Source organism: Vallitalea sp. (genome assembly GCF_025211055.1).
GTDB lineage: Bacteria > Bacillota > Clostridia > Lachnospirales > Vallitaleaceae > Vallitalea.
This window is the reverse complement of the sequence record NZ_JAOARO010000035.1, coordinates 1-25733: the sequence shown is the minus strand read 5'-3', so window position 1 is coordinate 25733 and position 25733 is coordinate 1. Positions and strand designations below refer to the sequence as shown.

Here is a 25733-nt window from a genome sequence, read left to right as displayed (position 1 = left end):
CCCCTAAATTGTGAATAATAGACTCCCAAAAAAGACATCCTTTTAATATAGGAAAAATACTAGGAAACAATCAAAATGACATTATAAGGAGCTATTATATGAATTATAGCAATCACTCAAAAAGCAAAAGGGAAAAAGAATTAGAATCAAAATCGAATAAAGTAAAAAAATCAATCAGCACATCATTTATCCGAATCTTAGTATTAACTCTTTTAATAACCTTTGGACTCATAATAATGGCTGGGCTTGGTATAACTAAAGCAATCATTGATGCAGCACCAGAAATAAATTATGATAAGGATATTATGCCAAAAGGATATCGAACTTTTATATATGATCAGCTTGGAAATGAAATAACTACACTTCATGGAACTGATGCTAATAGAATATATGCATCATTAGACCAAATGCCTGAACACTTAATGAACGCTTTTATTGCAATTGAAGATGAACGTTTTTACGAACACCAGGGCATTGACCTAAAGGGTATTCTAAGAGCCATCATAAATAATATAAAATCAAAAGATCTAACAGGCGAAGGTGCAAGTACTATAACTCAACAGGTCATAAAGAATAATGTCCTATCGGCTACCCAAACATTTCAAAGAAAAATCCAAGAACAATATCTAGCCATCGAACTTGAAAAAAGAGTTGATAAAGATATCATACTGGAAAGTTATCTGAATACAGTTACTCTTGGGCGTGGTACTAATGGAGTCCAAGCAGCTTCCAATAGATATTTTAACAAAGATGTTTCAACCCTTACTCTTGCAGAATCAGCAGTTATTGCAAGTATCACTAAGTATCCTACTAGATATGACCCAATAGCTAACCCAGAAAATAATCATTCACGTCAACTTATAGTTCTTCGTAAAATGCTTGAGCAAGGTAAGATTACTGAAAGTGAATATAATCAAGCCATACAAGAAGATGTATATTCCAAGATTGAATTAACTAATAAAAGTGCTAATAAAAGTTCTAACTATTCTTATTTTGTGGATGAAGTCATTCTTCGAGTAAAAGATGACTTAGTCATTAAAAAAGGTTACACAGAAAAACAAGCCTATGACCTTATATACACAGGTGGACTTAATATATATATTACTCAAGACTTCAATATACAAAATATAGTGGATAAAGAATTCCTTGATGAATCCAACTATCCTCCTAAAAAGGAAGATTACTCTGTTAAAATTATGTATAGTCTCTCAGTGAATAAAAAAGATTCTGGGATAAAACATTATTATAAAGAGAAAGAATTCGATACTGATAAAGAAGCACTAGCCTATTCAGAAGAATTAAAAGCTTCATGGATCTTAGAAGGAGATGAAGTAATATCGGAATCAAGCATTCTAGTACCTCAGCCACAAGCCGCTATGGTAATACTCGACTATCACACAGGGCATGTAAAAGCTATAGCAGGAGGTCGAGGTGAAAAACTAGGTAACCAACTGTTAAATAGAGCTACACAGACCTATCGTCACCCTGGTTCAACTTTTAAGATATTAGCCGCCTACCTTCCAGCCATTGATACTGGTAGATACACATTAGCTACCGTACTAGATGATGTACCCTTTTCATATTCTGTTTCAAAAAATTCTGTACCGTGGGAAGTACACAATTGGTATGACAGCAGTGAATACAAATATAATTATAAAGGATTATCAACTGTAAGAGACAGTATCACCTATTCTATCAACATTCATGCAGTAAAAACATTGATGGATATAGGAATAGAAACAAGTTTTAATTATTTATTAAATCTTGGATTTACATCATTGGTAGAAAAGGAAACCATAAATGGGAAAATATACTCTGATAAAAACTATTCTCTAGCTCTAGGAGGCATTACTAAAGGTGTTAGTCTATTGGAGCTGACAGCAGCTTATGGTACTATAGCCAATACTGGTAAATATGTTAAACCTATCTTCTATACAAAAGTACTAGACCATGACAATAACCTAATCCTTAACAATGAACAACCAAAGCCTGTTAGAGTCATGAAAGAGACAACATCATTTTTATTGACTAATGCTATGACAGATGTAGTAAAAAAAGGTACTGGAACAATTGTGAAGTTCAATAGCGTTAGTATGCCCATTGCTGGTAAAACAGGAACCTCTTCTGAGAAGAAAGACCTTGTTTTTACAGGATATACTCCTTATTATGCTGCCAGTATATGGCAAGGTTATGACACACCCAAAGAACAAGCTTATAAAAGGAGCTATCATAAGATACTCTGGCGAAAAATTATGGAAGAAATTCATAAAGGGCTGCCTAGAAAAGAGTTCTATAAACCTGATAATATTATAACAGCTAAGATATGTACTGAATCTGGTAAACTGGCTAAGTTAGGATTATGTAATAAAGACCCTCGTGGTTCTACAATCATGACTGAATTCTTTGAGAAGGGCACAGTTCCAACTGAGACTTGTGATGTTCATGTGAAGCAAACTATTTGTTCTATTTCTGGACTTCCTGCTAATAAATATTGTCCAAGTACTAGTAAGTATACAAAAGTATTCATAAAAAGACCTGAACCTCTTGTTCCTTCCAATTGGGACCCTAAACATCCTCCAAGGATACAAGATAGAAAATATGAAATACTCTACAGTACAATTGGTGAATATTGCAACGTACATGGGCCTCATGTTAAGAAACCAAAAATCAAATTACCAACAGATTATATTGATGGTGATCTTAATAATAACATTAACGAAGATGAAGAATTCATAGCACCAGAAGATAAACCTATTGAAAGCGAAGACAATAATAAAAAGCCATATCTTGATGACGATTACTATTCACCACCACCATTCATATATCAAGAATAATAAAAGGGTTGTCACTTGTAATGTGACAGCCCTATATTATTTCTTCTATTTTGTATCTTTTGGCTTAAATAATATTGCTGCAAGATAACCAAATAATAAAGCCGCTGTTATTCCTCCAGAAGTTGCTGTCATTCCTCCTGTAAAAACTCCCAAAAAACCCGATGTCTTCACAGCTTCTATTACTCCTTTACCTAACGAATAACCAAATCCTATCAGAGGTACAGTTGCTCCTGCTCCACCAAATTCTACAATATGTTCATATAGACCTAGTCCAGTTAGAAATGTTCCCAATGAAACATAAATAACCAAAACCCTTGCAGGCATTAGTTTTGTCTTATCCATTAAAATCTGTGCTATTACACATATTACTCCACCAGTAACGAAAACCTTAATATAATCAATCATAATGTCCCTTCCTTCACACTATTCTTGGCTATTTTGTATTACAACAGCATGAGCTATACCCGGTATGCTCTCACCTTGAAAACTGCTGCTAGGACTTAATAATGCCCCTGTAGGTATGAATAAAATTCTATTGAATGTACCTTTAGCCATCTCTTTTAAAATATAACCTGTCAGCGTAACTGCTGAACAACCACAGCCACTACCACCTGATTGTGTATCCTGTTTTTCATTATCAAATATCTCAATACCACAATCTGTATAATTATTACTCAAATCGTATCCTGCTTTTCCAACCAATTCAATGGTCAATTTCTTACCTACCATTCCTAGATCTCCTGTTGCGATTAAATCATAATCAGCTGCACATCTGCCAGTATCTTTAAAATGAGTAATTATAGTATCAGCTGCGGCAGGTGCCATAGCAGCTCCCATATTCATGGTATCTTTTACACCTAGGTCAATTATTTTTCCAGGTGTGACATGTGTAATTTTTGGACCATTTCCAGTATTACCCACTACAACAGCCCCGCTACCAGTAACTGTATAAGTAGCAGTTAGTGGCCTTTGATTACCAAATTCCAAAGGATATCTAAACTGTTTTTCTGCTCCACAAAAATGACTGGATGTAGCTGCTACACAATAATTAGCAAAACCACCTTCTACAGCCATAGAAGCCAATATTAATGATTCTCCCATAGTTGAACAAGCACCATATAACCCAAAAAAGGCTTTTTTAAAATCTCTAATAGCAAAAGTACTAGCTGTTAATTGGTTTAAAAGATCACCTGCGAAAATATACCTGATATCATTTTTTGCAATATTTGCATTATCAATTGCTAAATTTATAGCTGTATTAAGTATTTTGCTCTCAGCTTTTTCCCAAGATTCTTCTCCCCACATAGTATCTTCTAATATTTTATCAAAATATTCCTTTAATAATCCATTACCCTCTTTAGGTCCTACAATATTTCCTTGTCCTATAATAGTAGGGGGGTTATCAAAAGCTATAGTTTGCTCTCCTACCTGACTACCCATGCTATAATCATCCTTTCAAAAAAAAATACTATAATTTCTACTAACTCAATCTTATCCTACACCCACCATATAATAAATTAATCCTACTATAACTGAAGAAATCATACCATATAGAATAACTGGTCCTGCTATAGTAAAAATCTTAGCTCCTACTCCAAATACATAACCTTCATTTTTATATTCAATAGCAGGAGATACAATAGAATTAGCAAATCCTGTAATAGGTACTATTGAACCTGCTCCTGCTTTTTTTCCAATACTATCATATATATCGAGTCCAGTTAATAATGCCCCAATGAATACTAGAATAATACTAGTAAAAGTAGATGCTGTATCCTTGGGAAGTTCTGCTACATACATTAGCAAATCAGTAATTCCCTGACCAATACAACAGATGATTCCCCCTACTACAAAAGCCCATATACAGTTTTTTAACAAACTAGCTTTTGGCGAAGTTTTATCAACTAATTTTTGAAATTCTTTTTGCTTCTCATTAATATTTTCCATTATAAAAATCCTTTCTTACCTCTCTACTCTACTTTATCTTATAAAATCCCGGTATGATAAAGTAGAGTAATGAACCTATCAATTTTCCAATTGCTAATGTTACTATAAAATATGTCATTCCTACTTTTATATTAAATCGTCTGGTTAAAATAGGTATTACATCTAATACTTCTGCTAAAGAAACAGCTAAACATCCTACAAAAATACCAGAAAAGAATCCATATACAATCCCTCCAATATTCCCTAATTGTAGTTCAAAATCCATAATCATCACTAAGGTTCCAAACATTCCACCAAACATAATGGCATCTTCATATATCCATATATATTTTTGTGTTGCGGTTTTTTGTGCTAATCTAGGCACAATTCCGATAATAGCTATAAAAGCAAAGACACCCCCTGATATAACTACCCCACCACCAAATCCAATAATTATTAATAATAAATAGTGTAAAACCATTATTGTTTATTCCCTTCATCACTAAGATTTTCTATAATACAATCTTCTACATCTCTTTCATACAATCTCATCTCTACTTCTATTGGGGTAGGGTCATCTGTTAATTTTTTTGAAGAGAAATGATTAAAAAATACGATTATACCTACTGCCAAACCAATAGAATATGGTATCTCAATAATTAGAGGGTTAAGGTTTTCTTCACCTAAAAACAAACTATATAATCTTACAAATACATCTGGTACAGCTGCATCTGTATGAAAAGTCATTATTGCAATACCACCACCAGTAAACAGGGTAATACAAACAAATATAACCTTGAAGATGTTAATTAGGTTCTTATACTTACATTCTTTCTTTTTAGGGCTATAGGATATTATAATATCCTCTTCACCAACATTATGGATCGTTATATTTTCGAACACTTTTTGTATTTCTGTAATTACTGTAATTATTGATAATAAGTAATTCTTTTTTTCATTAGTATCTATAGTAAATACTATAATATTTTTTATCTTGTCTATGATATCTTTTCTACCTTCTATATCAGCGATATCGTCAATAATAACATTTTTTTTCCCTGTAATACATATTTTTTTACTAGCTTTAATATATACATTATTCATCTAATCACCCTTTTTTATTAAAGGTACGATTAACAAATGTTCCTTGATATGTTATATCTGTTTCTTTATTAAAATACATATAAGTCATAACAGATACTAATACTAATACAAGCATAATAGCGATTATCAATATTCTTTTATATTTCATTTAATCACCTCTTTAAAATTTTATATAAGTTACTAATATTTTTTGAAGTATTAACCATAACTATTCTGGTAATTACAAGAAAAGTTACTATTTCATTATAAAATTCAAAAAAAAACCTATGATTAGAAATCATAGGTTTGGATAAGATAAAATTAATTTTTATCTTCCTTAATGGGAATGAAAATACAAATAAACAAATATATGACAAGAGTAATTTTCAAATAATTACTCTATTTTATGATAGTTTTTCACGAATCTGACTTAAGATCTTTTTTTCTAACCTTGAAACTTGTACTTGAGATATACCAATCTTCTCTGCTATCTCTGTCTGAGTTTTATCTTTATAATATCTAAGTATAATTAGCTCCATTTCTTTTGGAGATAATTGACTAATTACCTGACGTAACGCTATTTTATCTATCATCACTGTGTTTTCATCTGTGTTTTTTTCAAGTTTATCTATTAGGAAAATAGGATGACCATCTCCTTGATGAATAGTTTTATAGAGAGACTCTACTTCTGCATTAGATTCTAGAGCCATTACGATCTCTTCAACTGATGTACCTATCTCATGAGATATTTCATCTATGGTGGGTTCTCTACCTAATCTTTTATTCAAAAGATCTTTATTGATACGTACTCTATTAGCTACTTCTTTTAATGATCTACTGACTTTAATCATTCCGTCATCTCTCATAAACCTTTTTATTTCTCCCATTATCATAGGAACAGCATAAGTTGAGAATTTTACATTATATGATAAATCAAATTTATCAATTGCCTTTAACAATCCAATGCTACCTATCTGAAATAAATCGTCCAAATCGTACCCTCTATTAGAAAATCTTTTTACAATACTCCAGATCAATCCAATATTCTCTTCGACAATCTGTTCTCTTGCGTTTTGATTCCCTTGTTGAGATTTTTTTATAAGTTCTAGTGTTTTATCCATATTCAACACCTTCTCAAAGCTTTTCTAAACTCTCTAGCTTTTTCCTCATAATTATTTTTGATCCAACACCCACTTTTGATTCTACTTCCACTTCATCCATAAAAGTCTCCATGACTGTAAAACCCATTCCCGAACGTTCTAATTCAGGTTTTGAAGTAAATAGGGGTTCACGTGCTTTATCAATATCACCAATACCTTTTCCAAAATCTTTTATTTCTATATATACTTTATTATCTGTAATTTTGCAATACATATAAACTTGTCCATCATATTCTTCATAACCATGTATAATTGCATTGGTTACAGCTTCTGAAACAGCTGTCTTAATATCTGATAATTCTTCAAGTGTTGGGTCTAGTTGAGCCGCAAAAGATGCTATTACCACTCTTGCAAAAGACTCATTTTGTGATTTACTACTAAACTCAATTTTCATTTCATTTTCGTACTTCATAATATCCCCCTTTATTATAATCAAATATATTATTCAGCTAATATTAGAAATATTTTTTAGTGCTTGATCTACACTATCATAACTACTAATTATTCTATATAAACCTGATAGTTTAAAGATTCTATCCATTCTAGTATTAACATTTGTAACTACAACATTACCTCCCATATTTTTTATGTTCTTATATCGTCCCATTATAACCCCTATTCCCGAACTATCCATAAAATTCGTATTGGAGAAATCAAATATGACACACTTAATATTATGTTTTATTATAAGCTTATCAATCTTATCTCTAATTATTTCTGCATTATGATGATCAAGTTCTTCAGAAACATTTACAATTAAGCTTCTCTTTACAATTTTACATTGGGTAGACACTAGATTACCTCCTCCTGTAAATATTTTACATATTTTAATAAATTCTCCATTTATTTCCAATTTCCTTTTTTATTTATAATTTTTTTTAAAATAAAAAACTGTTCCATAATATTTTTAATCAAATGATAGATTAGTATTTCCATCAAAATGTTTACCATAAAAATATTATGAAACAGCTCCTTATTTATATTTTTAATTTTTCAATTCATTAATATAGTTATTTGACCAAGTCCTAAAGCTTGATTTTGGATATTGATCTAGCAGTTTCTGGAATAAATCAATTGCCTCTTTGTTATTACCCAATAATTGATGACATCTTGCCTCGTAATAAAGCATGTCATCTGTAAAATAAGCATCACTACTTGCAAATTTTGTAGCAGTTTTGAAATACGTAATAGCCTGATTGAGTTTTTTTTCAACTACAGGGCTTTTACCTCTACTATATAATCTTGAACCCTCATTAAAAGCATCTTTTGCTATGACAGGATATATTTCCTGTCTTAATTTATTATATAATTCTTTTGAAGTTGACGTCAAATTCTCTGGTTTAACAATATATAATTTATTAGCTGCGGCTTCCTTGTTATTATCTAGATAAAATGAAACTGCATTTTGAAGATTTTCTAGCGCTTCATAGTTAGCGGTTTTTTCTTCATATTGCTTAACAAGTTCATTCTTCTCATTTAGCTCTAATTGTAATTTTTCCTTATCACTATTAAGAGAATCTAACAAAGTATCATATTCATTTTGCTTAGTTAATATCTCTTTTCTTAGATTATCAACTTCTTTTGTTTTGCTTTTTACTTTTCCTGGTACAATAAGAAATACTGCAACTAGAAGTCCGATGACAACACCAAATATTACGTAACCGAACTGTAAAACTGATGGATTAATCCTGCTTTCCTTTTTAGGTTTAGCCTTAATTGAAAAACTATCTTGTTTTTTGTCAATTGCATATATCTTATCTTTTTCTTTGGATTCTTCTGGATCTTGTGATGTTATTTGTTCATAATACTTTAATGCTACATAATTACTTTTATCGATAGATAAAACTTTTAATAATATTTTTTTTGCCTTTGCTAAATTATTGTCATGTATGTAACAAAGTGCTAACAAACAATAAGCTTTTACAAAATTAGGATTAAGACTTATTACTTTTTTTAGCTGTATAACTGCTAAATCTTCACTTTTCTGTTCAATGTATTTCAATGCCTGATTATATTTTTTAACAGCAGAATTTATTGTATCTAATTTATGTTGATTATGATGAATCTTTTCAATATAATAATCAGCAATATTATCTTCTTTTTGTATGTTTTTACTTATTACCCACTGTTGTAGTGCTGATACAACTTCGCCAATCTCAAAATATATAAGTCCTAATAAATTACGGGCATCTATATTGTTTTTATCTAATTTTAAACTTCTTTTTAACAAGCTAATAGCACCAGTAAGATCTCTAAGCTTAGCAACTTGCAAACCTTGATTATAAAGTATTTTTGAAGCATTCTGAATATTTTCATATATACCATTTTTTAGTCCGCAATTAGTGCATATATCCTCATCGTTTAATTCACTACCGCATTTTAGGCATAATTTACTCATTTATTATCTCACCACTCTACTTATCATCATTTTTTATTTCTTTAATCATCTCTTGTAAAATATCGGACACATCTTTTGAATCATAAGCATATATTGATTCTTCTGCTTGTTCAATTTCTAGGCATGGTTTAAATCTTTTAATCTCTTCTTCAAAATTAATCATATTGGTCCTCCTTTATAATTTTACTTTTAATATAACCAACCAGATATAGTGAACCGATACAGCATACCATTCTACCTTCACGACTTAACTGTATTGCATAATTAACTGCATCATCTATATTAGCTATTGGACAAAGATTATCGTAACCTAATTTTTCACAGGATTCCTTAAGTAGATTAACGTCTGTTGCTCTATCACTATCTATCTGAGTCAAAATCATCTTATTTATATTATTACATTTTTTTAGTTCACTAATCATTTCATTATAAGGTTTATCTTTTAAACTAGCGTATAGAATGTTGATTTCTGTATTATTATATAAAGTATTAATATTATTTACAAACATGATGATACCCTGGGTATTATGTGCTCCATCAACTAGCATATTATCCATTACATATTCCATTCTACCTGGCCACTTGAATTTTTTTAGACCTTTTAATATAGATTGTGGGTTTAGATTTATACCTTCATCAATTAATACTTCAACAGCGGTAAGTGCAATAGAAACATTAATCATTTGGTAATTAGCTATAGTGTTCAAAAAAACTTCTTCATAATTATAATACTTGTTATTTATAGAAAAATCAATGTTTTTCTTGGTTCTTTTTAAAATACTATAGTTGAAATCATTGTAACTATAAAGTTTCGATTCTTTATTTGTACATTCGACATTAATTGCATCAAATATCTCTTTTTTATTATAATATAAAACTGTAGGTCTACCTTGTTTTATTATTCCTGCTTTTTCTCTTGCAATTTCTTCTATAGTATTTCCAAGAATAGCAACATGGTCAAATCCAATTGATGTTATTATAGATACTATAGGATTTTGAATTACATTGGTTGAATCTAATCTACCTCCTAGTCCTGTTTCTAATATTACATAGTCTACATTTTTTTTCTTATAATATACAAATGCTACTGCTGTCAATACTTCAAAAAAAGTTGGATGATTAAAACCACTTTTAACCATATAGTCTATTTTTTCTTTAATTAGATTTAATATGTCTGTTAGGTCGTCGTTGCTTATGTTAGTGTTGTTTATTTTTATTCTTTCGTTTATTTCTACAAGGTGTGGTGATGTGAATAGTCCAGTTTTGTAGCCATGTTCGCATAGTATGTATGAGAGCATGGTACATACAGAACCTTTTCCATTAGTTCCTGCTACGTGTATGAATTTTAGGTTATTTTGGGGGTTATCTAATAGTTTTAGTAGCATTTTTATATTATCTAGTCCTAATTTACTTCCAAATTTTGATATATTAATTATATATTTAGTAGCTTCATTATAGTTCAAGGGTTAATACCTCCAGGGGTTTATATTAAAATACATAAGCTCGATGTATATAGTTGTATTTTTCGATTAATTTTTATGATTAAATTCTATATAAATGTATCATATAAGATTGGGAGTTTCAATAGTAAAATAGATGGTTGGGTTTAGTATGTGGGGGCAGGTGGTATAAGACTCGTTTTACTTGCCTTACTCCAAGGAACGGTCTGCGTAAAACGAGTCCTATACCACCTTTTTATTATGTACGTCAACTCAGATTTTCATTGTAGTTAGTTTTTAAGAGTTTAGTAACCTCCCTATTCTATTCGATGTGTATCTTAATGGGGATTGTGTATAATGTTGCTGAATTAAAATGCAATGTAAAGTTCACTTTACATTTGTTAAGAGGTAAGTAGTATTTTTTACTAAAGGAGATATTGAATGGAGATAATTTCTTTGGAGAATGGTAGGTATAACCCCTCTATTAATCTGGCATTTAAGGTTTCTAACTTTAGGATTACAAGTTTATTTTTCTTTTTTCTTTTATAATCTAAAGAAATATTAGAGCTTTTACTGGCTCAAGAGTGGCATATATAGTAAAAAGGGGGCTGTATCACAATACAAATTATCTAATGTAGCCCAGACCCTTTAAACAGGACGTTTAAGGGTCTGGGTAGCTAAATAGAGTCCATTTTACGGAAGCTGAGTCTCATAATTAATGTATTTTTAGACAGACCCTTTATATACACACCCGTTGTCTTTTTTTACTTACTTTTTTATTTATTTTGCAATCAAATTATTTAATCTTTCTTTTACTTGTTCCATCATACTTGAATATTTTTCAAGCTTTGCTTTTTCTTCGGCAACTACTTTTTCAGGTGCTTTGCTAACAAATCGTTCATTAGCTAATTTTTTATTTACACGATCTAATTCACTTTCAAGTTTCTTTTCTTCGGCTTTCAATCTTTCTATCTCTTTTTGGATATCTACAAGTTCAGCAAAAGGCATAAATATAGTTGCATCTTCTATAACTGTTGATACTGCGTCATTATCAATACCATCTTTGTTGTTTTGAATAACTACTTCGTTAGCATATCCAAGTGTTGCAAAGAATACTTTTCCTTTTTGGAATGTATTTCTTACTTCTTCTTTATCGGATACAACAAAAACTTTTGCTTTCTTTGATGGTGGTACGTTCATTTCGGCTCTTACATTTCTAATACTTCTTACAGCTTGTTTGATTAATTCGATTTCTGATTCTTCTGCTGTAAAATTCCATTCTTCTTTAAATTCTGGCCAGTTAGAAACCATGATAGATTCTTCTTTATCTTGAAGAAAAGTAAATATTTCTTCAGTTATAAATGGCATATATGGATGTAATAGCTTAAGTGATGTTATTAATACATTTCTTAGGGTCCATAATGCGGCTGCTTTGGTATCGTCATCATCATTGTATAATCTAGGTTTTACCATTTCAATATACCAGTCACAGAATTCTTCCCAGATAAAGTCGTATAATTTTGCTACAGCAATACCTAACTCATATTTTTCCATGTTTTCTGTAACATCTTTTACTAAAGTATTGGCTTTAGATAATATCCATCTATCTGCTGGTGTCAATTCATCTAATGCTACTTCTCTTTCTTCTATGTTTTCAAGATTCATTAATATAAATCTTGATGCATTCCATATCTTGTTGGCAAAGTTTCTACTTGCTTCAACTTTTTCATCGTAATAACGCATATCATTTCCAGGTGCATTACCAGTCATTAATGTTAATCTTAGAGCATCTGCTCCGTATTGCTTAATTACTTCTAATGGATCAATACCATTTCCAAGAGATTTACTCATTTTTCTACCTTGTGAATCTCTTACAAGACCATGTATAAGTACTGTATCAAAAGGTACTTCACCCATGAATTCCATTGAAGAGAATACCATTCTAACTACCCAGAAGAAAATGATATCATATCCTGTTACCAGTACATTAGTTGGGAAGAAATATCCTAATTCATCAGTATTTTCAGGCCAGCCAAGTGTTGAGAAAGGCCATAATGCTGAACTGAACCATGTATCAAGTGAATCTTCATCTTGATGGAACTTAGTACCAGAACATTTAGTACATTTTTCAGGGGCTTCTTTACTAACTATGATTTCTCCACAATCTTCACAATAGTAAGCTGGTATACGATGTCCCCACCATAACTGTCTTGATATACACCAGTCTCTAATATTTTCTAACCAATGAAGATATATCTTACCATATCTGGCTGGTACGAATTTTAAATCACCAGATTTTAGAGCTCTAATTGCAGGTTTTGCTAATTCTTCCATCTTAACAAACCATTGTTGTTTAATCATTGGTTCAATAACGCTTTTACATCTATCATGCATACCTACGTTGTGTGTATGTTCTTTGACCTTTACAAGTAATCCTTGTTCATCTAGGTCTTTTACCATTTGCTTTCTTGCTTGGTATCTATCTAATCCTTGATATTTACCACCATTTTTATTTATGGAACCGTCATCATTCATTACATTTATCTGTTCTAAGTTATGTCTAAGTCCAACTTCAAAATCATTAGGGTCATGAGCTGGTGTAATCTTAACTACTCCTGTTCCAAATTCCTTATCTACATACTTATCTGCTACTACAGGTATTTCTTTATTAACTAATGGTAGAATTACTTTTTTACCAATAAGATCGCTATAACGTTCATCATCAGGATGTACAGCTACTGCAGTATCCCCTAGCATAGTTTCTGGTCTTGTTGTTGCAATCTCAACAAAATCATCTGAACCTACTATAGGATATTTAATATGCCAGAAATGTCCATTTTTTTCTTCATGTTCAACTTCTGCCTCTGATATTGTGGTTTGACAAACTGGACACCAGTTAACTAACTTGGAACCTTTGTAGATGTAACCTTTGTTGTAATACTTGATGAATACTTCTTCAACAGCCTTAGATAATCCTTCATCAAGAGTAAATCTTTCTCTATCCCAATCACAAGATGAACCTAATTTCTTAAGCTGATCAACTATTACTCCACCGTATTCTTCTTTCCACTGCCAAGCTCTTTCTAGAAATTTTTCTCTTCCGATATCTTCTTTCGTAATTCCTTCTTCTGCCATTTTCTTAACAATTTTTACTTCTGTAGCAATACTTGCATGGTCTGTTCCTGGCTGCCATAAGGCACTATGACCCTGCATTCTTTTGAACCTTATAAGAATATCCTGCATAGTATTATCAAGAGCATGCCCCATATGTAACTGCCCTGTAATGTTTGGTGGTGGAATCACAATAGAAAATGGTTTCTTAGTTCTATCTACTTCCGCATGAAAATATTTATTGTCCATCCATTTCTGATATAATCTTCCTTCTACCTTAGAAGGATCGTAAGTTTTATCTAAATTTTTTCCCATAACTTGCCTCCTATATATTTTTTAAAATTATTTTTAGTCCTTTGATAAGATTGTATGAGTATCTATAGTGCTAAAATTATATATTAACTAAATAGTACAATTATTATTACACCAACTACTACTAATAATGCTCCAATTATTCTAGTAACAATAGTTCCGTTATTCAACAACGCTAAGAATTCCTCATTATCATTCCTATTAGGATTATAATCTAACTTTTTCTTATTCCTTCTATACATAAGCTTTGCACCATAAAAAATTATTACTCCAACTACTAGTAAAATAATGCCTATTATTTTCATTTAATCACCTCATCAAAAATAATTCCTAAAAATAAAAAAATCCCATCATCCCCTATAAGGACGATAAGACCGTGGTACCACCTTAATTCTTATATGTATCAGCATAACCAATACAAAATAAGCACTTAATAACCATTAACGGAGTCATCCGATTTATCCTACTATAATTTCAGATAAATTGCTAAAAAGCTACCTTCTGTTTGTCATATCATAGAAAATTTCTCAGCTACCTGAACTAAGTTCAAGGTAATTTTCCTCTCTGTAAGCCGTATCAAACATACTCCTCTTTCTCACTGCATTTATACTATCTTTAACTAATTATATTATATGGTATTATAATATTTTTTGTTTGTCAAGGCTATTTTTGCAAATGCCACGTCAGAACAAAACTCTTTTTCTGACTTGCTTGCACCAAGAAGAATAATTTTAATTATATAAGTACATCATTAATCATCTTAGTTATAACCTTTTCATTAGTAGTATCATTATTCTTAACATCAATTAGTATTTTGGTTATAAGCTGTATCTCATTATTATATTGTTCCAAAGTATTTTTTAGAGTTTTTTTATCTTGCTTTATTTTTTCCATACCCGTATATCTATTTTCTTTATTGGTATATATATCAATGTTATCTAAGATATAATTAATTGATTGGATACCATGTTTTTTAAGTACTCTTTCAATATCATCTTCCAAAATAACTATATTACCTGATATTCTATGTATATTGCTCTTATCTTTTTTATTCTGCTCATATTGTTTCCATCTATCCTCCAACATATCTCCGCTTTTAACCTTGTATTTATTATATTCATAAGCTAGAAACTGTTCATTATTAACATATTTCAGTTTTACTTTATTCAGAAGCTCAACAGCCCTTTGCATCAAAATATTGTTTTTCTTGATTTCGTGTATGACATATCTCCTGAAAATATATATCCACATACTGAAGAATCCTACAACTACAATCATAATTACTGAAGGAATAAAAATATCAATATCATTATTAGTATACATAATGCTTAATATTAATGCAGAAAAAGCAAAAATAGTTAATAAAGCAATCATCAATACTTTTACATATTTCTGTGCCTTAATTAACCTCTCTTTACCATAGAGAAGATCACCTTTTTCTCCCTCTATATATGTAATATCATTTTTAACATCTCGTTGTCGTTTTTCAACACTTTTTAGATTCTTAATTACATCATTAATATCTTCCTCATAATCCTGAAGATAATCAAATTGTTGTCCTACACCCTTTATTCTATCCACATATTCTACTTTATCACTTTTAACAGCAATATAATTATTGGCACAATCCTCAAATTCCACTAATTGCTTTTTATTCATTTTTTCAATCTGCTGAATACTAGTATGAATCTTATTCAATCTATCATATTCTACTATAACCTGTTCTTTATCCTTATAAGTATTTTTAAGTTTATTACACAATTTATATGTATTTTCTACATCATTATAAACACTATTAATATCAACTCCAAGGTAATTCTTTTCATCAATATCAGCAACAACTTTTTTGGTAAATATATTCTTTAAGTTTGCTATTAGTCCCATTAGCTACCTCTTTCATATTTCAACATTATGATTATTAGCAAGTAATATATTATTACAAGTATATATTTATTATATTGTTCACTTAATTAAGTGTCAAGAATAGTGTCAATTTATGTTTATTATTTCATATATTGGTAATACTAATTTCATTAATCTTTACTAAAATATAAATTTAATTAAAGGTGAAATTATGTACAAAAAGATAATATGTATTTTTCTTATTCCCATGATATTAATTACAGGTTGTTGGGATTCAAAAGATATTAATAAAAAATGTATTGCAGTTTCTATAGGTGTTGATATCGTCAATGATCTCATAGAATTTTCTGGAGAAATTGTAAAACTTAGTACAACTAAGGAAACAGAAGAAACCTCAGTAAATTCTGGAGTATATACGATATTATCTTATGGCAAAACTTTTGAAGAAGCCAGATCTAATTATGATTCTAACAACCCTTTTTCTACATTTCTTGGTGCAACTAGGGTAGTTGTGTTTGGAGAGAATTATGCAAAAAGTGGTATTGAACCTTATATAAATAGAATTGACAGTGAATATGATTATAGAAAAACTCTATTTCCTATTGTAAGTCGTGAATCACCTAGATATATTTTTGAATTAAAAACTGATAAAGATATATCTATAGGTTTTTTATTAGATGATATATTGGTTCATCTAAAAGATAAAGGTATGTCTATATGTCCTAATGTTGGTGACATTCTTTCTACTATTGCTTTTGGTACAGAAGGATATCTACTACCTTATGTTGGTGTTGAATCAAATGATATAAAATATTTAGGATTATGTGTTATGAAGGATTCAAAGTTTATTGATGTAATTAGTATAGAAGATACAAAACCAATATTATATCTATTAGCAAAAAATCCAAAATTAAGAGAAGTGATTACCAATCCTATAGATTCCAATAATAAATATAATTTTAGAATTAAAATTGGTAATAGAGATATCACTACACATTATAAAAATGATAATGTAATTATTGATATCAATCTTGAACTTGAAGCCGAATTGAGTTATCAATATTATATTAAAAAATTAGATGATAAAATGATTCATGCCTTAGAAAATGAAATATCAATAAAAATAAAAGACTCTATCCTTAATATTATAAAAAAAGCCCAAAAAGATTATACTTGTGATATTTTTAGTTTTGGTGAGATATTTAAATCTCAACATGTTGATCAATATAATAAAATTAATTGGGAAGATGCTTTTTTATCAGCTGTAATTAATGTTAATACTACAACCAAAATTATTAACCAAAACTTAAAAAGTGCTCCAAAAGAGGAGGAAAATAATGAATAATCCTTTGACAAGCAGACAAATATCTTATTTTCTTTTTAGTATAACTATGGGTTATGCTGTATTATCAATTCCTAAAAGTATTGCTGAAAATGCTGGCACTGGAGGTTGGATGGTAGTCATTGTGGGGGTTATCATTATAATTGTATTAGCTTATATGTTTGTATATATAGGCACTGCTTTTCCTAATAAAACTATAGATGAATATATGCCCCTTCTTACAGGAAAATTTATATCTTATTTAGTATTAATAATATTTGCAGTATATACACTTTTTATATGTGGATTGATTGCTAGAATGACTAGTGAAACTATAAAATTAACTATGTTAATTAATACTCCCATATGGGCTATATCTACCATATTAATTATAGTTCCTTTTTATACAATGACTAAAAATCTAGTATCTATGGCAAGAATCTGTGAAATATTTGGTATGATAATTATTATATTTGGAATAACTATTTTTATAACTCTTTTATTCACAGGAAAAATAACCAATATAAAACCTTTTTTTAATTTTAGTGATTTAAAATTTTTTGATTCTTTATTAGCAATTGGTTTTTCTCTAACTGGTCTTGAAATACTACCTGTCATTCCAATGAATAGCAATAGAAAAGAAATATCTAGAAATGTACTTTTTATTCAGTTAATTATTGGTTTTATGTATCTGTTAATAATTGAATCTTGTATATCTGTAATGGGTGTTGATAGCATTGTTCAGTATGATGAAACAGTATTTGCTACTATGAGAAGAATTGAAGTGGATGGTTTGCAATTTTTAAAAAGACTAGATGGCGTTTTTTTAATAATATGGTTATTATCATTATACTGCACTGTTTTACTAGAAGGATATATTACTGTTCATCTTTTTACTAAACTATTCAAATGTAAGAATCAAAATCTTATTGTATTAATTGTTTTTATATTATCTATGATTATATGCCTTACTCCTCAAAGTATGATAATTACAAAATCAATTTTAGATTCTATTGGATATATTGGTATAGTTATCAATATTGCATTACCCCTATTATTGTTCTCTATATTATTATTTAAAAAATACAAAAAAACTCCTAATATAGTTACACAAAAGGATGATAAATATGAAAATAAATAAATACAGTAAACAAATTAATCCAAAAAAATTAGAAGAACTAAGCATTACATCAAGATACTTAAAAGTAAGTGACACTACAGTTATTATTCTTTTTATAGAGCAACTTACCAATAGATCAAGGTTGACTACAAGTATTATTAAACCCCTAATACTTGAAACTAGAAAAAATATAACTATTGATAATATTATTAGTTCAGTAATATATATGGATGATATTACTGTTGATACAGATGAAGCAAACCTTATAGACTATATTTTAAAAGGTCAGTCTATTATTCTTATCCCTAATGAAGATAAATATATTATAGCAAATACACTAAAAATAGAAAAACGTCAAGTTCAAGATCCTACTATTGAAAGTACTATAAAAGGTGCAAGAGATGCCTTCACTGAAAACTATGATGACAATCTTTCTCTTATTAGATATAGGTTAAAAGATCCTCAACTACGAATTGATGAATATGTAGTGGGCAAAAGAACCCTTACAAACATAGCCATCATATATATAAAAGATATTGCTGACGATAATTTGGTAGATTCTATAAAAACTAAAATATCAAAAATAAATGTAGAGGGTATATTAGAATCTGGATACGTTCAAAAATTCATATTAAATAATCCATATAATTTTTTCCCTCAAGCTGGTATAGTAGAACGTTCTGATGTTGCAAGTGCAAATATATTAGATGGAAAGATTATTATATTAGTAGAAGGTGGAAATCTTGCTTTGGTTGTACCCAAGACTTTTATCGAATTTATTGATGCCAGTGATGATCATTACGATAATGTTTTTATAAGCTTATTTTCTAAATTCATTAGAGTATTATGTACTTTTATATCTCTTTTTCTAACTTCTCTTTATGTAGCTGTAGTAAGCTTTCACTCGGATATACTTCCTACTCATTACATTATCAGTTTAGCTACGTCAAGAGCTACTGTTCCTTTTAATGGATTTTTAGAAGCATTTTTAATGGAATTAGTTGCTGAAATTCTTAGAGAAGCTAGTACACGACTTCCAAAACAAATAGGTCCAGCTATTGGAATAGTAGGAACAATTGTTATAGGGCAGGCTTCTGTTGCTGCAGGATTAATAAGTCCTTTGTTAGTTATAATTGTATCCTTATCATTAATGGGTTCATTTGCTACTTCTGATTATACTATTACTAATACATTTCGAATATTAAAATTTTTGATGATTATTATAACTAGTATATTTGGATTGTTTGGGTTTACTATGGGAATAATCTTTATAATTATTAATCTTTGTTCAATAGATAGTTTTGGTGTTTCATACGTCTCTCCTTTATCTCCTTTTAATTTTAAAGATTTAAAAAATTTACTACTAAGTGATGTAAGAACATCAACCAAAAGACCTAGTTATCTAAAAACTAAAGATAATAAAAGGCAATAAAGATAGGTGATATAATTTGAATCAAACTCTTTCTAATAAACAAATAGCTTTTATAATATTTCCATTCATTATAGGATATGGAATAATATCTCTACCAAAAAACATATCAAAAAATCTAGGTACTGGCGGATGGATACTTATTATTATTGGTTCAACCATCATTCTTTTTTCTAGTTTTTTATTTGTTTACCTAGCAAAAAAGTTCAGCAATAAAACTATATATGAATATAGCATAATTCTTACCGGGAAAGTCATAACAAATATAATTATAACTATTATATGTATCTATTCCATATCATTAGGATGTGTCATAACAAGACTAGCTAGTGAAACAATAAAGTTATCCTTTTTACTAAATACTCCAGTTTGGGCTCTATCTTTACTTATGGTGACTATTACATTTTATGCATTAATAAATAATATTATAGTTATAAGTAAGTTATGCGAGATTCTAAGTATTGTTATTATAGTATTCTCTCTAATACTTATCTTAGCAACATTTAGTCAAGGAAGTTTAACTAATTTACAACCTTTTTTCCATTTTAAAGCAAAAGATATAGTAAAAACTCTACCTGATATAGTGTTTCCTTTTGTAGGAATAGAAATTTTGGCTGTAATTCCTATGGATATAGGTAAAAAAAATAAAGGAATAATTAAATACTTAGTAATAACTATTGCTATAATTACATTTATTTATATTTCAGCTGTAGAAACAAGTATCGCTGTAATGGGTGTTGATAGTGTAATACGTTATGAGGATGCAATATTTGCCACAATTAGAAGAATTGAAATAGATTTTTTGCAATCATTAAAAAGACTAGATTTTTTCTTTATCATAGCATGGATATTAACTAGTTATTCATCCATTGTTCTTTCTTTGTATATGGGAATTCATTTATTAAGCAAAGTATTTGTTAAGATTAATAGAAATATAATTGTTTTCATTGTTTGTCTTACAACCTATATTTTCTCATTAATTCCTTTTACTATGGATTTACTAAGAAAATCACATAATTATCTGGGTTTTTTAGGCTTATTTATTCTGTTAATTATTCCTTTGTTCTTAATTACTATTTCTCTAGTTAAGAAACATAAAATGTAGTTCTTGGTTTTTTTACCTTTGAACTATCAATATGTTTATATCTTGCATTATCTATATTAATAGGTATAATTAATATGTAAAGGAAGTGATTGTGTGTCAAATAAAAAAAGTCATTTTCATGGTAGCGACCTAGAGAAAATAGAATCAGTTTATAATATTAATAAATATGATATTATCAATTATAGCGGAAATGTCAACCCTCTAGGAGTTTCTAAGAATCTATTAGAATTACTATCAAAAAATGTTAATGTTATTGGTATGTACCCTGATAGGGTGTATACTAGATTAAGAAAACAACTAGCTAAATACATTGGTGTTAATTATGAAAATATAATTGTTGGTAATGGTTCAACTGAACTCATTTCCATATTCATTAATATCATCAAACCAACAAAAGCCCTTATTGTGGGTCCTACATATTCAGAATATGAAAGAGAAATCTCAATAGGTGGAGGTCATTCTGATTATTATGCTTTGGAAGAAGAACTTAATTTCAAGATAAATATTAAAGATCTATTATCTAAAATAACAGATGATATTAAGCTACTGGTTATATGTAATCCTAATAATCCTACATCAACATCTATTTATTCCAAAGACATTAAGTGCATCTTGGAATATTGTCATAAAAAAAATATTTATGTTATGATAGATGAAACATATATAGAGTTCACAAAGGAAGTGGATAAAATAACTTCTGTTGGACTTACGAAATCATATGATAATTTGTTTATAACTAGAGGAGTTTCAAAATTCTATGCTTCACCTGGCTTAAGATTAGGATACGGTATCTGTGGTAATAAAACAATTATGGAGAAGATCAATAATCTAAAAAATCCTTGGACAATCAATTCTTTAGCAAGTTTTGCTGGTGAAGTTATGTTTGAAGATGAAGAATATATCAAAATGACAAAAGATTTCATTGAACAAGAACGTAATAGAATATACAAGGAATTGAATAGCTGGAAAGATATTAAAGTATTCCCACCAACAGCTAATTTTATTTTAATCAAAATATTAAGAGACGATATTGATTCACATGAATTATTTGAAAAATTAATCAAGAAAAAAATTATGATTAGAGATGCCTCTACATTCCCTTTTCTCAACTCACAATTTTTCCGCTTTTGTTTTATGAATAAAGCACAAAATGATTTCATATTAGATGAATTATCTAAAATATTCAATTAGGCAAGCCATAAGGCTTGCCTATAACTTACTGATGGTAATATCTTATTTAGAACCTTCAACAATTGCAATTCCTGCGCTTGCACCTATTCTATCAGTTCCAGCATCTATAACAGCTTTAGCTGTTTCATAATCCCTTATGCCACCAGAAGCTTTTACTTTTGCATTTTCTTCAACTGTTTTCTTCATCAGTGATACATCTTCTACAGTTGCTCCACCTTTACTGAATCCAGTTGACGTTTTAACAAATTCTGCTCCTGCTTTAACAGACAATTCACAAACCTTAACTTTTTCTTCATCTGTCAATAAACAAGTTTCAATAATTACCTTAACCAACGCTTTATTTTTACAAGCATCAACAACACCTTTGATATCTTCATAGACATAATCATAATCCTTGTCCTTCAATGCACCAATATTAATAACCATATCTATTTCATTAGCTCCATGCTTAATAGCTAAATTAGTTTCAAAAACCTTTACTTCTGTTGGTACAGCACCAAGTGGAAATCCTACTACTGTACACACTTTTACATGAGAACCTTGTAACTGCTCTTTCACTAATTTGGTTCTAAATGCATTTACGCATACTGAAGCAAAATTATATTCTTTTGCCTCTTCACATATTTTATTGACTTGTTCTTTTGTCGCATCTGGTTTAAGTATTGTGTGGTCTATGTAACTAGCTATATTCATATTTAATTCCTCCTATAAAAAATAGTATTATTCCACAAAATAAAAGATCTAATATTCAATACTTAATTACTTTTTGTGGATAAATCATAATTGTTATTATGTCATAAAATTCAAGCTTAATTATAGTTTACCTTTACATATTACTATAGTCAATAAATATCAACTTTAACTAAAATTAATTTATTATTTTAGTTAAAAATTTTATCTTGTGATTGAATATAAAAAAATATATTTGGATATACTTATTACTACAGGGATACCAAATAACGATTCATTGTATGGAAGCTTTTTTATGGATAATAAATTAGCCTTTATATAAGGATCAAACAACCTTATTCTGGTCTTTATATAAAGGCTAGTGTATAGATTGGTTGTAATAGGTTACTTAGTATCCCTGTTTACAATATGTTCTCCCCCACATAAGAATACTACGGAAGTAGTATTCTCTTTTTTTGATTATTATTTTTTGTTGAGAACTATTCAACTTATTTTTTAGCAATAATACTTGTCTTCTCATATACTAAAAGTAAATAAAATCATGCCTAAATAGTAAGGAGAATTATGAGAAAAAGGATTTATCCAGCCGAAACATCTACTCAATCTTTTGGTCAATTATCAGTAAATACGGTCACTCAATTAGGTTTTAAGCCTATTAATTCTGCAAAAGTAACCATTAGAAAAACTACTCCTGGTAATGAAATCGTTGAAGAACTTACTACCACTAATCTTGGTAGAACAGTAACTATAGACTTAGATGCTCCGCCACTTGAATATAGTCTTGAACCTAATAATCCAAAACCTTATTCAGAATATAATCTTGAAATAACCGCACCAGAATTTGAGTCAGTTAATATTGAAGGTTGTCAGATATTACCCAATGAATTGGCTCTGCAAGATGTAAGAATGATTCCTACCGTAGAGGTTTCTTCAAAGATAAAGAAACAACAGCAAGAAACATTAGTCATTGACCCCCACACTCTATATGCAGAATATCCACCAAAAATTCCCGAAAGTGAAGTAAAAGATGATGTTGAAGATAGTTTTATTGTATTAAACCAGCCCGTTGTACCTAGCATTATTATTGTTCATGATGGATCACCTGATGATACAAGTGCCCCTAATTATTTTGTTCCATTCACTAGTTACATTAAAAATGTAGCTTCATCTGAAATCTATTCTACTTGGCCTGAAAGTACTATACAAGCTAATATACTAGCTATACTATCATTTACATTAAATAGAATTTATACAGAATGGTACAGAGCAAAAGGTAAAAACTTTAACATTACATCTTCTACAGCATTTGACCATAAATTCGTATATGGTCGGAATGTATATAGAAATATATCAGATATAGTTGATCAATTATTCGTAAATTACCTTTCAAGACCTGGAATTGTTCAACCTATATTAACTCAATATTGTGATGGTATAAGAGTTCAATGTGAAAATTGGATGACTCAATGGGGAAGCAAATATAGAGGTGATCTAGGAGAAGATGCTATAGAAATCCTTCGTTACTTCTATGGTATGGATATGTATATTAATACTGCTGAAAAAGTAAGTGGAATACCTTCATCGTTTCCAGGTTATAATTTGCAGCAAGGCTCAACTGGAGAACCTGTCAGAGTTATACAACGTCAACTTAATGCTATATCCAAAAACTATCCTGCTATTCCTATATTAAAAGTGGATGGAGTTTTTGGTCCCAAGACAAAAGAAGCTGTAGAAACTTTCCAAAAAGCGTTTTTACTTCCAGTTACTGGAATAGTTGATTACCCAACATGGTATAAGATTTCTGACATATTTGTAGCTGTTACTAGATTAGCTGAATTAGTATGATAAAGTTAACACAAAGGGCTGTATAAACCCAAAATCTCTAATACAGCCCTTGAATGGGTATTAATAGATGGTGGAAGTTCCTCGATAAATACTATAATAAGATTCTATCATACCTTTCATCTCATCATCAATCAATACTTTACCGCTAATCTCTTTATTATATAGATACTCTACAACCTCATCCATAGTTACTATAGCACAAGTTTTCATATCAAACTTCTTAGATAATTCAGTAAGAGCACTTGCATCTCCCTGTCCTTTTTCCATTCTATCAACAGATATAATCAATCCTTTTACATCCACATTACCATTAGCTTTTATTATTGGCATAGTCTCATAAATTGATGTCCCGGCAGTAGTAACATCCTCAATAATTATAACCTTATCACCATCACGCAACTTACTTCCAAGCAAAATCCCTTTATCACCATGATCTTTTATTTCTTTTCTATTAGAGCAATATGCTACTTCTTTATCATAATTATTGCTAAGTGCCACTGCTGTAGTTACACTAAGAGGTATTCCCTTATAAGCTGGTCCAAACAACACATCAAAATCAGTATCAAAATTATCCATAATAGCCTTAGCATAAAACTCACTAAGTCTGCTTAACTGACTCCCAGTCCTATAATTACCTGTATTCACAAAAAAAGGAGTCTTTCTCCCACTCTTAGTAACAAAATCACCAAAAGTCAATACTCCACACTCAACCATAAACTCAATAAACTCTTTCTTGTATTGTTCCATTTTTAATCCTCCTAAAAGTATAATATTCTCTCGGAATCTCTAAGCCAGTAAATTCAACGCTTCTAGATTCCTTTTTATTAAAACCCCCCACTTTTTTGTCAAAAACCATTGACATATTCATCGAAAAATGTGCGCTTCGCGCCTTGATTATGAAATATA

25 protein-coding genes and 1 other annotated feature are annotated in these 25733 nt (G+C 29.7%); of the genes, 7 read left to right on the top strand and 18 right to left on the bottom strand.

Features of this window, described 5'->3' with window-relative positions; translation table 11 throughout:
* Positions 1–98 precede the first annotated feature (98 nt).
* Positions 99–2834, top strand: a complete 2736-nt coding sequence (locus N4A55_RS04345; RefSeq protein WP_293754278.1) for a transglycosylase domain-containing protein — start codon at positions 99–101, stop codon at positions 2832–2834.
* A gap of 45 nt (positions 2835–2879) precedes the next feature.
* On the opposite strand, the gene spoVAE is transcribed toward N4A55_RS04345, so the two are convergent.
* The 15 genes from spoVAE to N4A55_RS04270 form a co-directional block, all read right to left on the bottom strand.
* Positions 2880–3236 carry a stage V sporulation protein AE gene (spoVAE, locus tag N4A55_RS04340; protein WP_334303777.1) on the bottom strand — a complete coding sequence of 119 codons (357 nt, stop codon included), beginning with the start codon at positions 3234–3236 and terminating at the stop codon, positions 2880–2882.
* Between the two features lie 21 nt (positions 3237–3257).
* Positions 3258–4274, bottom strand: a complete 1017-nt coding sequence (gene spoVAD, locus N4A55_RS04335) for a stage V sporulation protein AD (RefSeq protein ID WP_293754276.1) — start codon at positions 4272–4274, stop codon at positions 3258–3260.
* Positions 4275–4325: 51 nt separating this feature from the next.
* Positions 4326–4781 carry a stage V sporulation protein AC gene (spoVAC, locus tag N4A55_RS04330; RefSeq protein ID WP_293754275.1) on the bottom strand — a complete coding sequence of 152 codons (456 nt, stop codon included), beginning with the start codon at positions 4779–4781 and terminating at the stop codon, positions 4326–4328.
* A gap of 28 nt (positions 4782–4809) precedes the next feature.
* Positions 4810–5241, bottom strand: a complete 432-nt coding sequence (locus N4A55_RS04325; protein ID WP_293754274.1) for a stage V sporulation protein AB — start codon at positions 5239–5241, stop codon at positions 4810–4812.
* Entirely contained in the window at positions 5241–5864 is a 624-nt protein-coding gene (locus N4A55_RS04320) for a stage V sporulation protein AA (protein WP_293754273.1), read from the bottom strand. The genes N4A55_RS04325 and N4A55_RS04320 overlap by 1 nt, the downstream gene beginning before the upstream one ends.
* A 4-nt stretch (positions 5865–5868) precedes the next feature.
* Positions 5869–6012 (bottom strand): hypothetical protein, encoded by a 144-nt coding sequence (locus N4A55_RS04315; RefSeq protein ID WP_293754272.1) that lies wholly within the window; start codon positions 6010–6012, stop codon positions 5869–5871.
* Positions 6013–6247: 235 nt separating this feature from the next.
* Positions 6248–6964 (bottom strand): RNA polymerase sporulation sigma factor SigF, encoded by a 717-nt coding sequence (gene sigF, locus N4A55_RS04310; protein WP_293754271.1) that lies wholly within the window; start codon positions 6962–6964, stop codon positions 6248–6250.
* Between the two features lie 13 nt (positions 6965–6977).
* Complete coding sequence (gene spoIIAB / locus N4A55_RS04305; protein ID WP_293754270.1) at positions 6978–7415, bottom strand: anti-sigma F factor; 438 nt, start codon at positions 7413–7415, stop codon at positions 6978–6980.
* Between the two features lie 33 nt (positions 7416–7448).
* Positions 7449–7796, bottom strand: coding sequence for an anti-sigma F factor antagonist (spoIIAA, locus tag N4A55_RS04300; RefSeq protein ID WP_293754269.1), 348 nt, complete (start codon positions 7794–7796; stop codon positions 7449–7451).
* Positions 7797–7988: 192 nt separating this feature from the next.
* On the bottom strand, positions 7989–9401 hold the full coding sequence (locus N4A55_RS04295) for a tetratricopeptide repeat protein (RefSeq protein WP_293754268.1): 1413 nt from the start codon (positions 9399–9401) through the stop codon (positions 7989–7991).
* Positions 9402–9417: 16 nt separating this feature from the next.
* Positions 9418–9564, bottom strand: a complete 147-nt coding sequence (locus N4A55_RS04290) for a hypothetical protein (protein WP_293754267.1) — start codon at positions 9562–9564, stop codon at positions 9418–9420.
* A complete protein-coding gene (locus tag N4A55_RS04285; protein ID WP_293754266.1) occupies positions 9557–10864 on the bottom strand; it encodes a bifunctional folylpolyglutamate synthase/dihydrofolate synthase in 1308 nt (435 codons plus the stop codon). Before N4A55_RS04285 ends, N4A55_RS04290 begins: the two co-directional genes overlap by 8 nt.
* A gap of 756 nt (positions 10865–11620) precedes the next feature.
* The gene (locus tag N4A55_RS04280) at positions 11621–14266 is read right to left on the bottom strand and encodes a valine--tRNA ligase (protein ID WP_293754265.1); all 2646 of its coding nucleotides are present in this window, start codon (positions 14264–14266) and stop codon (positions 11621–11623) included.
* 83 nt (positions 14267–14349) lie between these two features.
* On the bottom strand, positions 14350–14568 hold the full coding sequence (locus N4A55_RS04275) for a hypothetical protein (RefSeq protein ID WP_293754264.1): 219 nt from the start codon (positions 14566–14568) through the stop codon (positions 14350–14352).
* A 53-nt stretch (positions 14569–14621) separates the two neighbouring features.
* Positions 14622–14871: a binding site (T-box leader), on the bottom strand.
* Between the two features lie 127 nt (positions 14872–14998).
* Complete coding sequence (locus tag N4A55_RS04270) at positions 14999–16147, bottom strand: hypothetical protein (protein WP_293754263.1); 1149 nt, start codon at positions 16145–16147, stop codon at positions 14999–15001.
* 190 nt (positions 16148–16337) lie between these two features.
* Here N4A55_RS04270 and N4A55_RS04265 point away from each other — a divergent pair, with 190 nt between their 5' ends.
* The 5 genes from N4A55_RS04265 to N4A55_RS04245 all read left to right on the top strand — a co-directional run bounded on the left by N4A55_RS04265 (position 16338) and on the right by N4A55_RS04245 (position 22292).
* Entirely contained in the window at positions 16338–17471 is a 1134-nt protein-coding gene (locus N4A55_RS04265; protein WP_293754262.1) for a Ger(x)C family spore germination protein, read from the top strand.
* Complete coding sequence (locus N4A55_RS04260) at positions 17464–18588, top strand: GerAB/ArcD/ProY family transporter (RefSeq protein ID WP_293754261.1); 1125 nt, start codon at positions 17464–17466, stop codon at positions 18586–18588. The genes N4A55_RS04265 and N4A55_RS04260 overlap by 8 nt, the downstream gene beginning before the upstream one ends.
* Complete coding sequence (locus tag N4A55_RS04255) at positions 18575–19999, top strand: spore germination protein (protein WP_293754260.1); 1425 nt, start codon at positions 18575–18577, stop codon at positions 19997–19999. The genes N4A55_RS04260 and N4A55_RS04255 overlap by 14 nt, the downstream gene beginning before the upstream one ends.
* 16 nt (positions 20000–20015) lie before the next feature.
* Positions 20016–21101, top strand: coding sequence for a GerAB/ArcD/ProY family transporter (locus N4A55_RS04250; RefSeq protein ID WP_293754259.1), 1086 nt, complete (start codon positions 20016–20018; stop codon positions 21099–21101).
* Positions 21102–21194: 93 nt separating this feature from the next.
* Positions 21195–22292 (top strand): pyridoxal phosphate-dependent aminotransferase, encoded by a 1098-nt coding sequence (locus N4A55_RS04245; RefSeq protein ID WP_293754258.1) that lies wholly within the window; start codon positions 21195–21197, stop codon positions 22290–22292.
* Between the two features lie 42 nt (positions 22293–22334).
* On the opposite strand, the gene deoC is transcribed toward N4A55_RS04245, so the two are convergent.
* Positions 22335–22985, bottom strand: a complete 651-nt coding sequence (deoC, locus tag N4A55_RS04240; RefSeq protein WP_293754257.1) for a deoxyribose-phosphate aldolase — start codon at positions 22983–22985, stop codon at positions 22335–22337.
* Positions 22986–23546: 561 nt separating this feature from the next.
* Here deoC and N4A55_RS04235 point away from each other — a divergent pair.
* Positions 23547–24827: a peptidoglycan-binding protein gene (locus N4A55_RS04235; protein WP_293754256.1), complete on the top strand. Its 1281-nt coding sequence runs from the start codon at positions 23547–23549 to the stop codon at positions 24825–24827.
* 60 nt (positions 24828–24887) lie between these two features.
* Here the strand turns inward: N4A55_RS04235 and pyrE are convergent, their stop codons facing one another.
* Together pyrE and N4A55_RS04225 are read right to left on the bottom strand one after the other, a co-directional pair.
* On the bottom strand, positions 24888–25574 hold the full coding sequence (gene pyrE, locus N4A55_RS04230) for an orotate phosphoribosyltransferase (protein WP_293754255.1): 687 nt from the start codon (positions 25572–25574) through the stop codon (positions 24888–24890).
* Positions 25546–25733, bottom strand: a 188-nt coding sequence (locus tag N4A55_RS04225; protein WP_293754254.1) for a hypothetical protein, incomplete at its 5' end; no start/stop codon positions are given. The genes pyrE and N4A55_RS04225, both read right to left, overlap by 29 nt.

Excerpts from the sequence above, each read along its gene's own strand:
- N4A55_RS04255 (WP_293754260.1), top strand. The coding sequence starts at position 18,575 with ATGAAAATAAATAAATACAGTAAACAAATTAATCCAAAAAAATTAGAA.
- N4A55_RS04315 (WP_293754272.1), bottom strand. The coding sequence starts at position 6,012 with ATGAAATATAAAAGAATATTGATAATCGCTATTATGCTTGTATTAGTA.
- N4A55_RS04235 (WP_293754256.1), top strand. The coding sequence starts at position 23,547 with ATGAGAAAAAGGATTTATCCAGCCGAAACATCTACTCAATCTTTTGGT.
- N4A55_RS04295 (WP_293754268.1), bottom strand. The coding sequence starts at position 9,401 with ATGAGTAAATTATGCCTAAAATGCGGTAGTGAATTAAACGATGAGGAT.
- N4A55_RS04270 (WP_293754263.1), bottom strand. The coding sequence starts at position 16,147 with ATGGGACTAATAGCAAACTTAAAGAATATATTTACCAAAAAAGTTGTT.
- N4A55_RS04280 (WP_293754265.1), bottom strand. The coding sequence starts at position 14,266 with ATGGGAAAAAATTTAGATAAAACTTACGATCCTTCTAAGGTAGAAGGA.
- N4A55_RS04345 (WP_293754278.1), top strand. The coding sequence starts at position 99 with ATGAATTATAGCAATCACTCAAAAAGCAAAAGGGAAAAAGAATTAGAA.
- deoC (WP_293754257.1), bottom strand. The coding sequence starts at position 22,985 with ATGAATATAGCTAGTTACATAGACCACACAATACTTAAACCAGATGCG.
- N4A55_RS04275 (WP_293754264.1), bottom strand. The coding sequence starts at position 14,568 with ATGAAAATAATAGGCATTATTTTACTAGTAGTTGGAGTAATAATTTTT.
- N4A55_RS04290 (WP_293754267.1), bottom strand. The coding sequence starts at position 9,564 with ATGATTAATTTTGAAGAAGAGATTAAAAGATTTAAACCATGCCTAGAA.
- sigF (WP_293754271.1), bottom strand. The coding sequence starts at position 6,964 with ATGGATAAAACACTAGAACTTATAAAAAAATCTCAACAAGGGAATCAA.
- N4A55_RS04325 (WP_293754274.1), bottom strand. The coding sequence starts at position 5,241 with ATGGTTTTACACTATTTATTATTAATAATTATTGGATTTGGTGGTGGG.
- spoVAD (WP_293754276.1), bottom strand. The coding sequence starts at position 4,274 with ATGGGTAGTCAGGTAGGAGAGCAAACTATAGCTTTTGATAACCCCCCT.
- spoVAC (WP_293754275.1), bottom strand. The coding sequence starts at position 4,781 with ATGGAAAATATTAATGAGAAGCAAAAAGAATTTCAAAAATTAGTTGAT.
- N4A55_RS04320 (WP_293754273.1), bottom strand. The coding sequence starts at position 5,864 with ATGAATAATGTATATATTAAAGCTAGTAAAAAAATATGTATTACAGGG.
- pyrE (WP_293754255.1), bottom strand. The coding sequence starts at position 25,574 with ATGGAACAATACAAGAAAGAGTTTATTGAGTTTATGGTTGAGTGTGGA.
- N4A55_RS04265 (WP_293754262.1), top strand. The coding sequence starts at position 16,338 with ATGTACAAAAAGATAATATGTATTTTTCTTATTCCCATGATATTAATT.
- N4A55_RS04260 (WP_293754261.1), top strand. The coding sequence starts at position 17,464 with ATGAATAATCCTTTGACAAGCAGACAAATATCTTATTTTCTTTTTAGT.
- spoIIAB (WP_293754270.1), bottom strand. The coding sequence starts at position 7,415 with ATGAAGTACGAAAATGAAATGAAAATTGAGTTTAGTAGTAAATCACAA.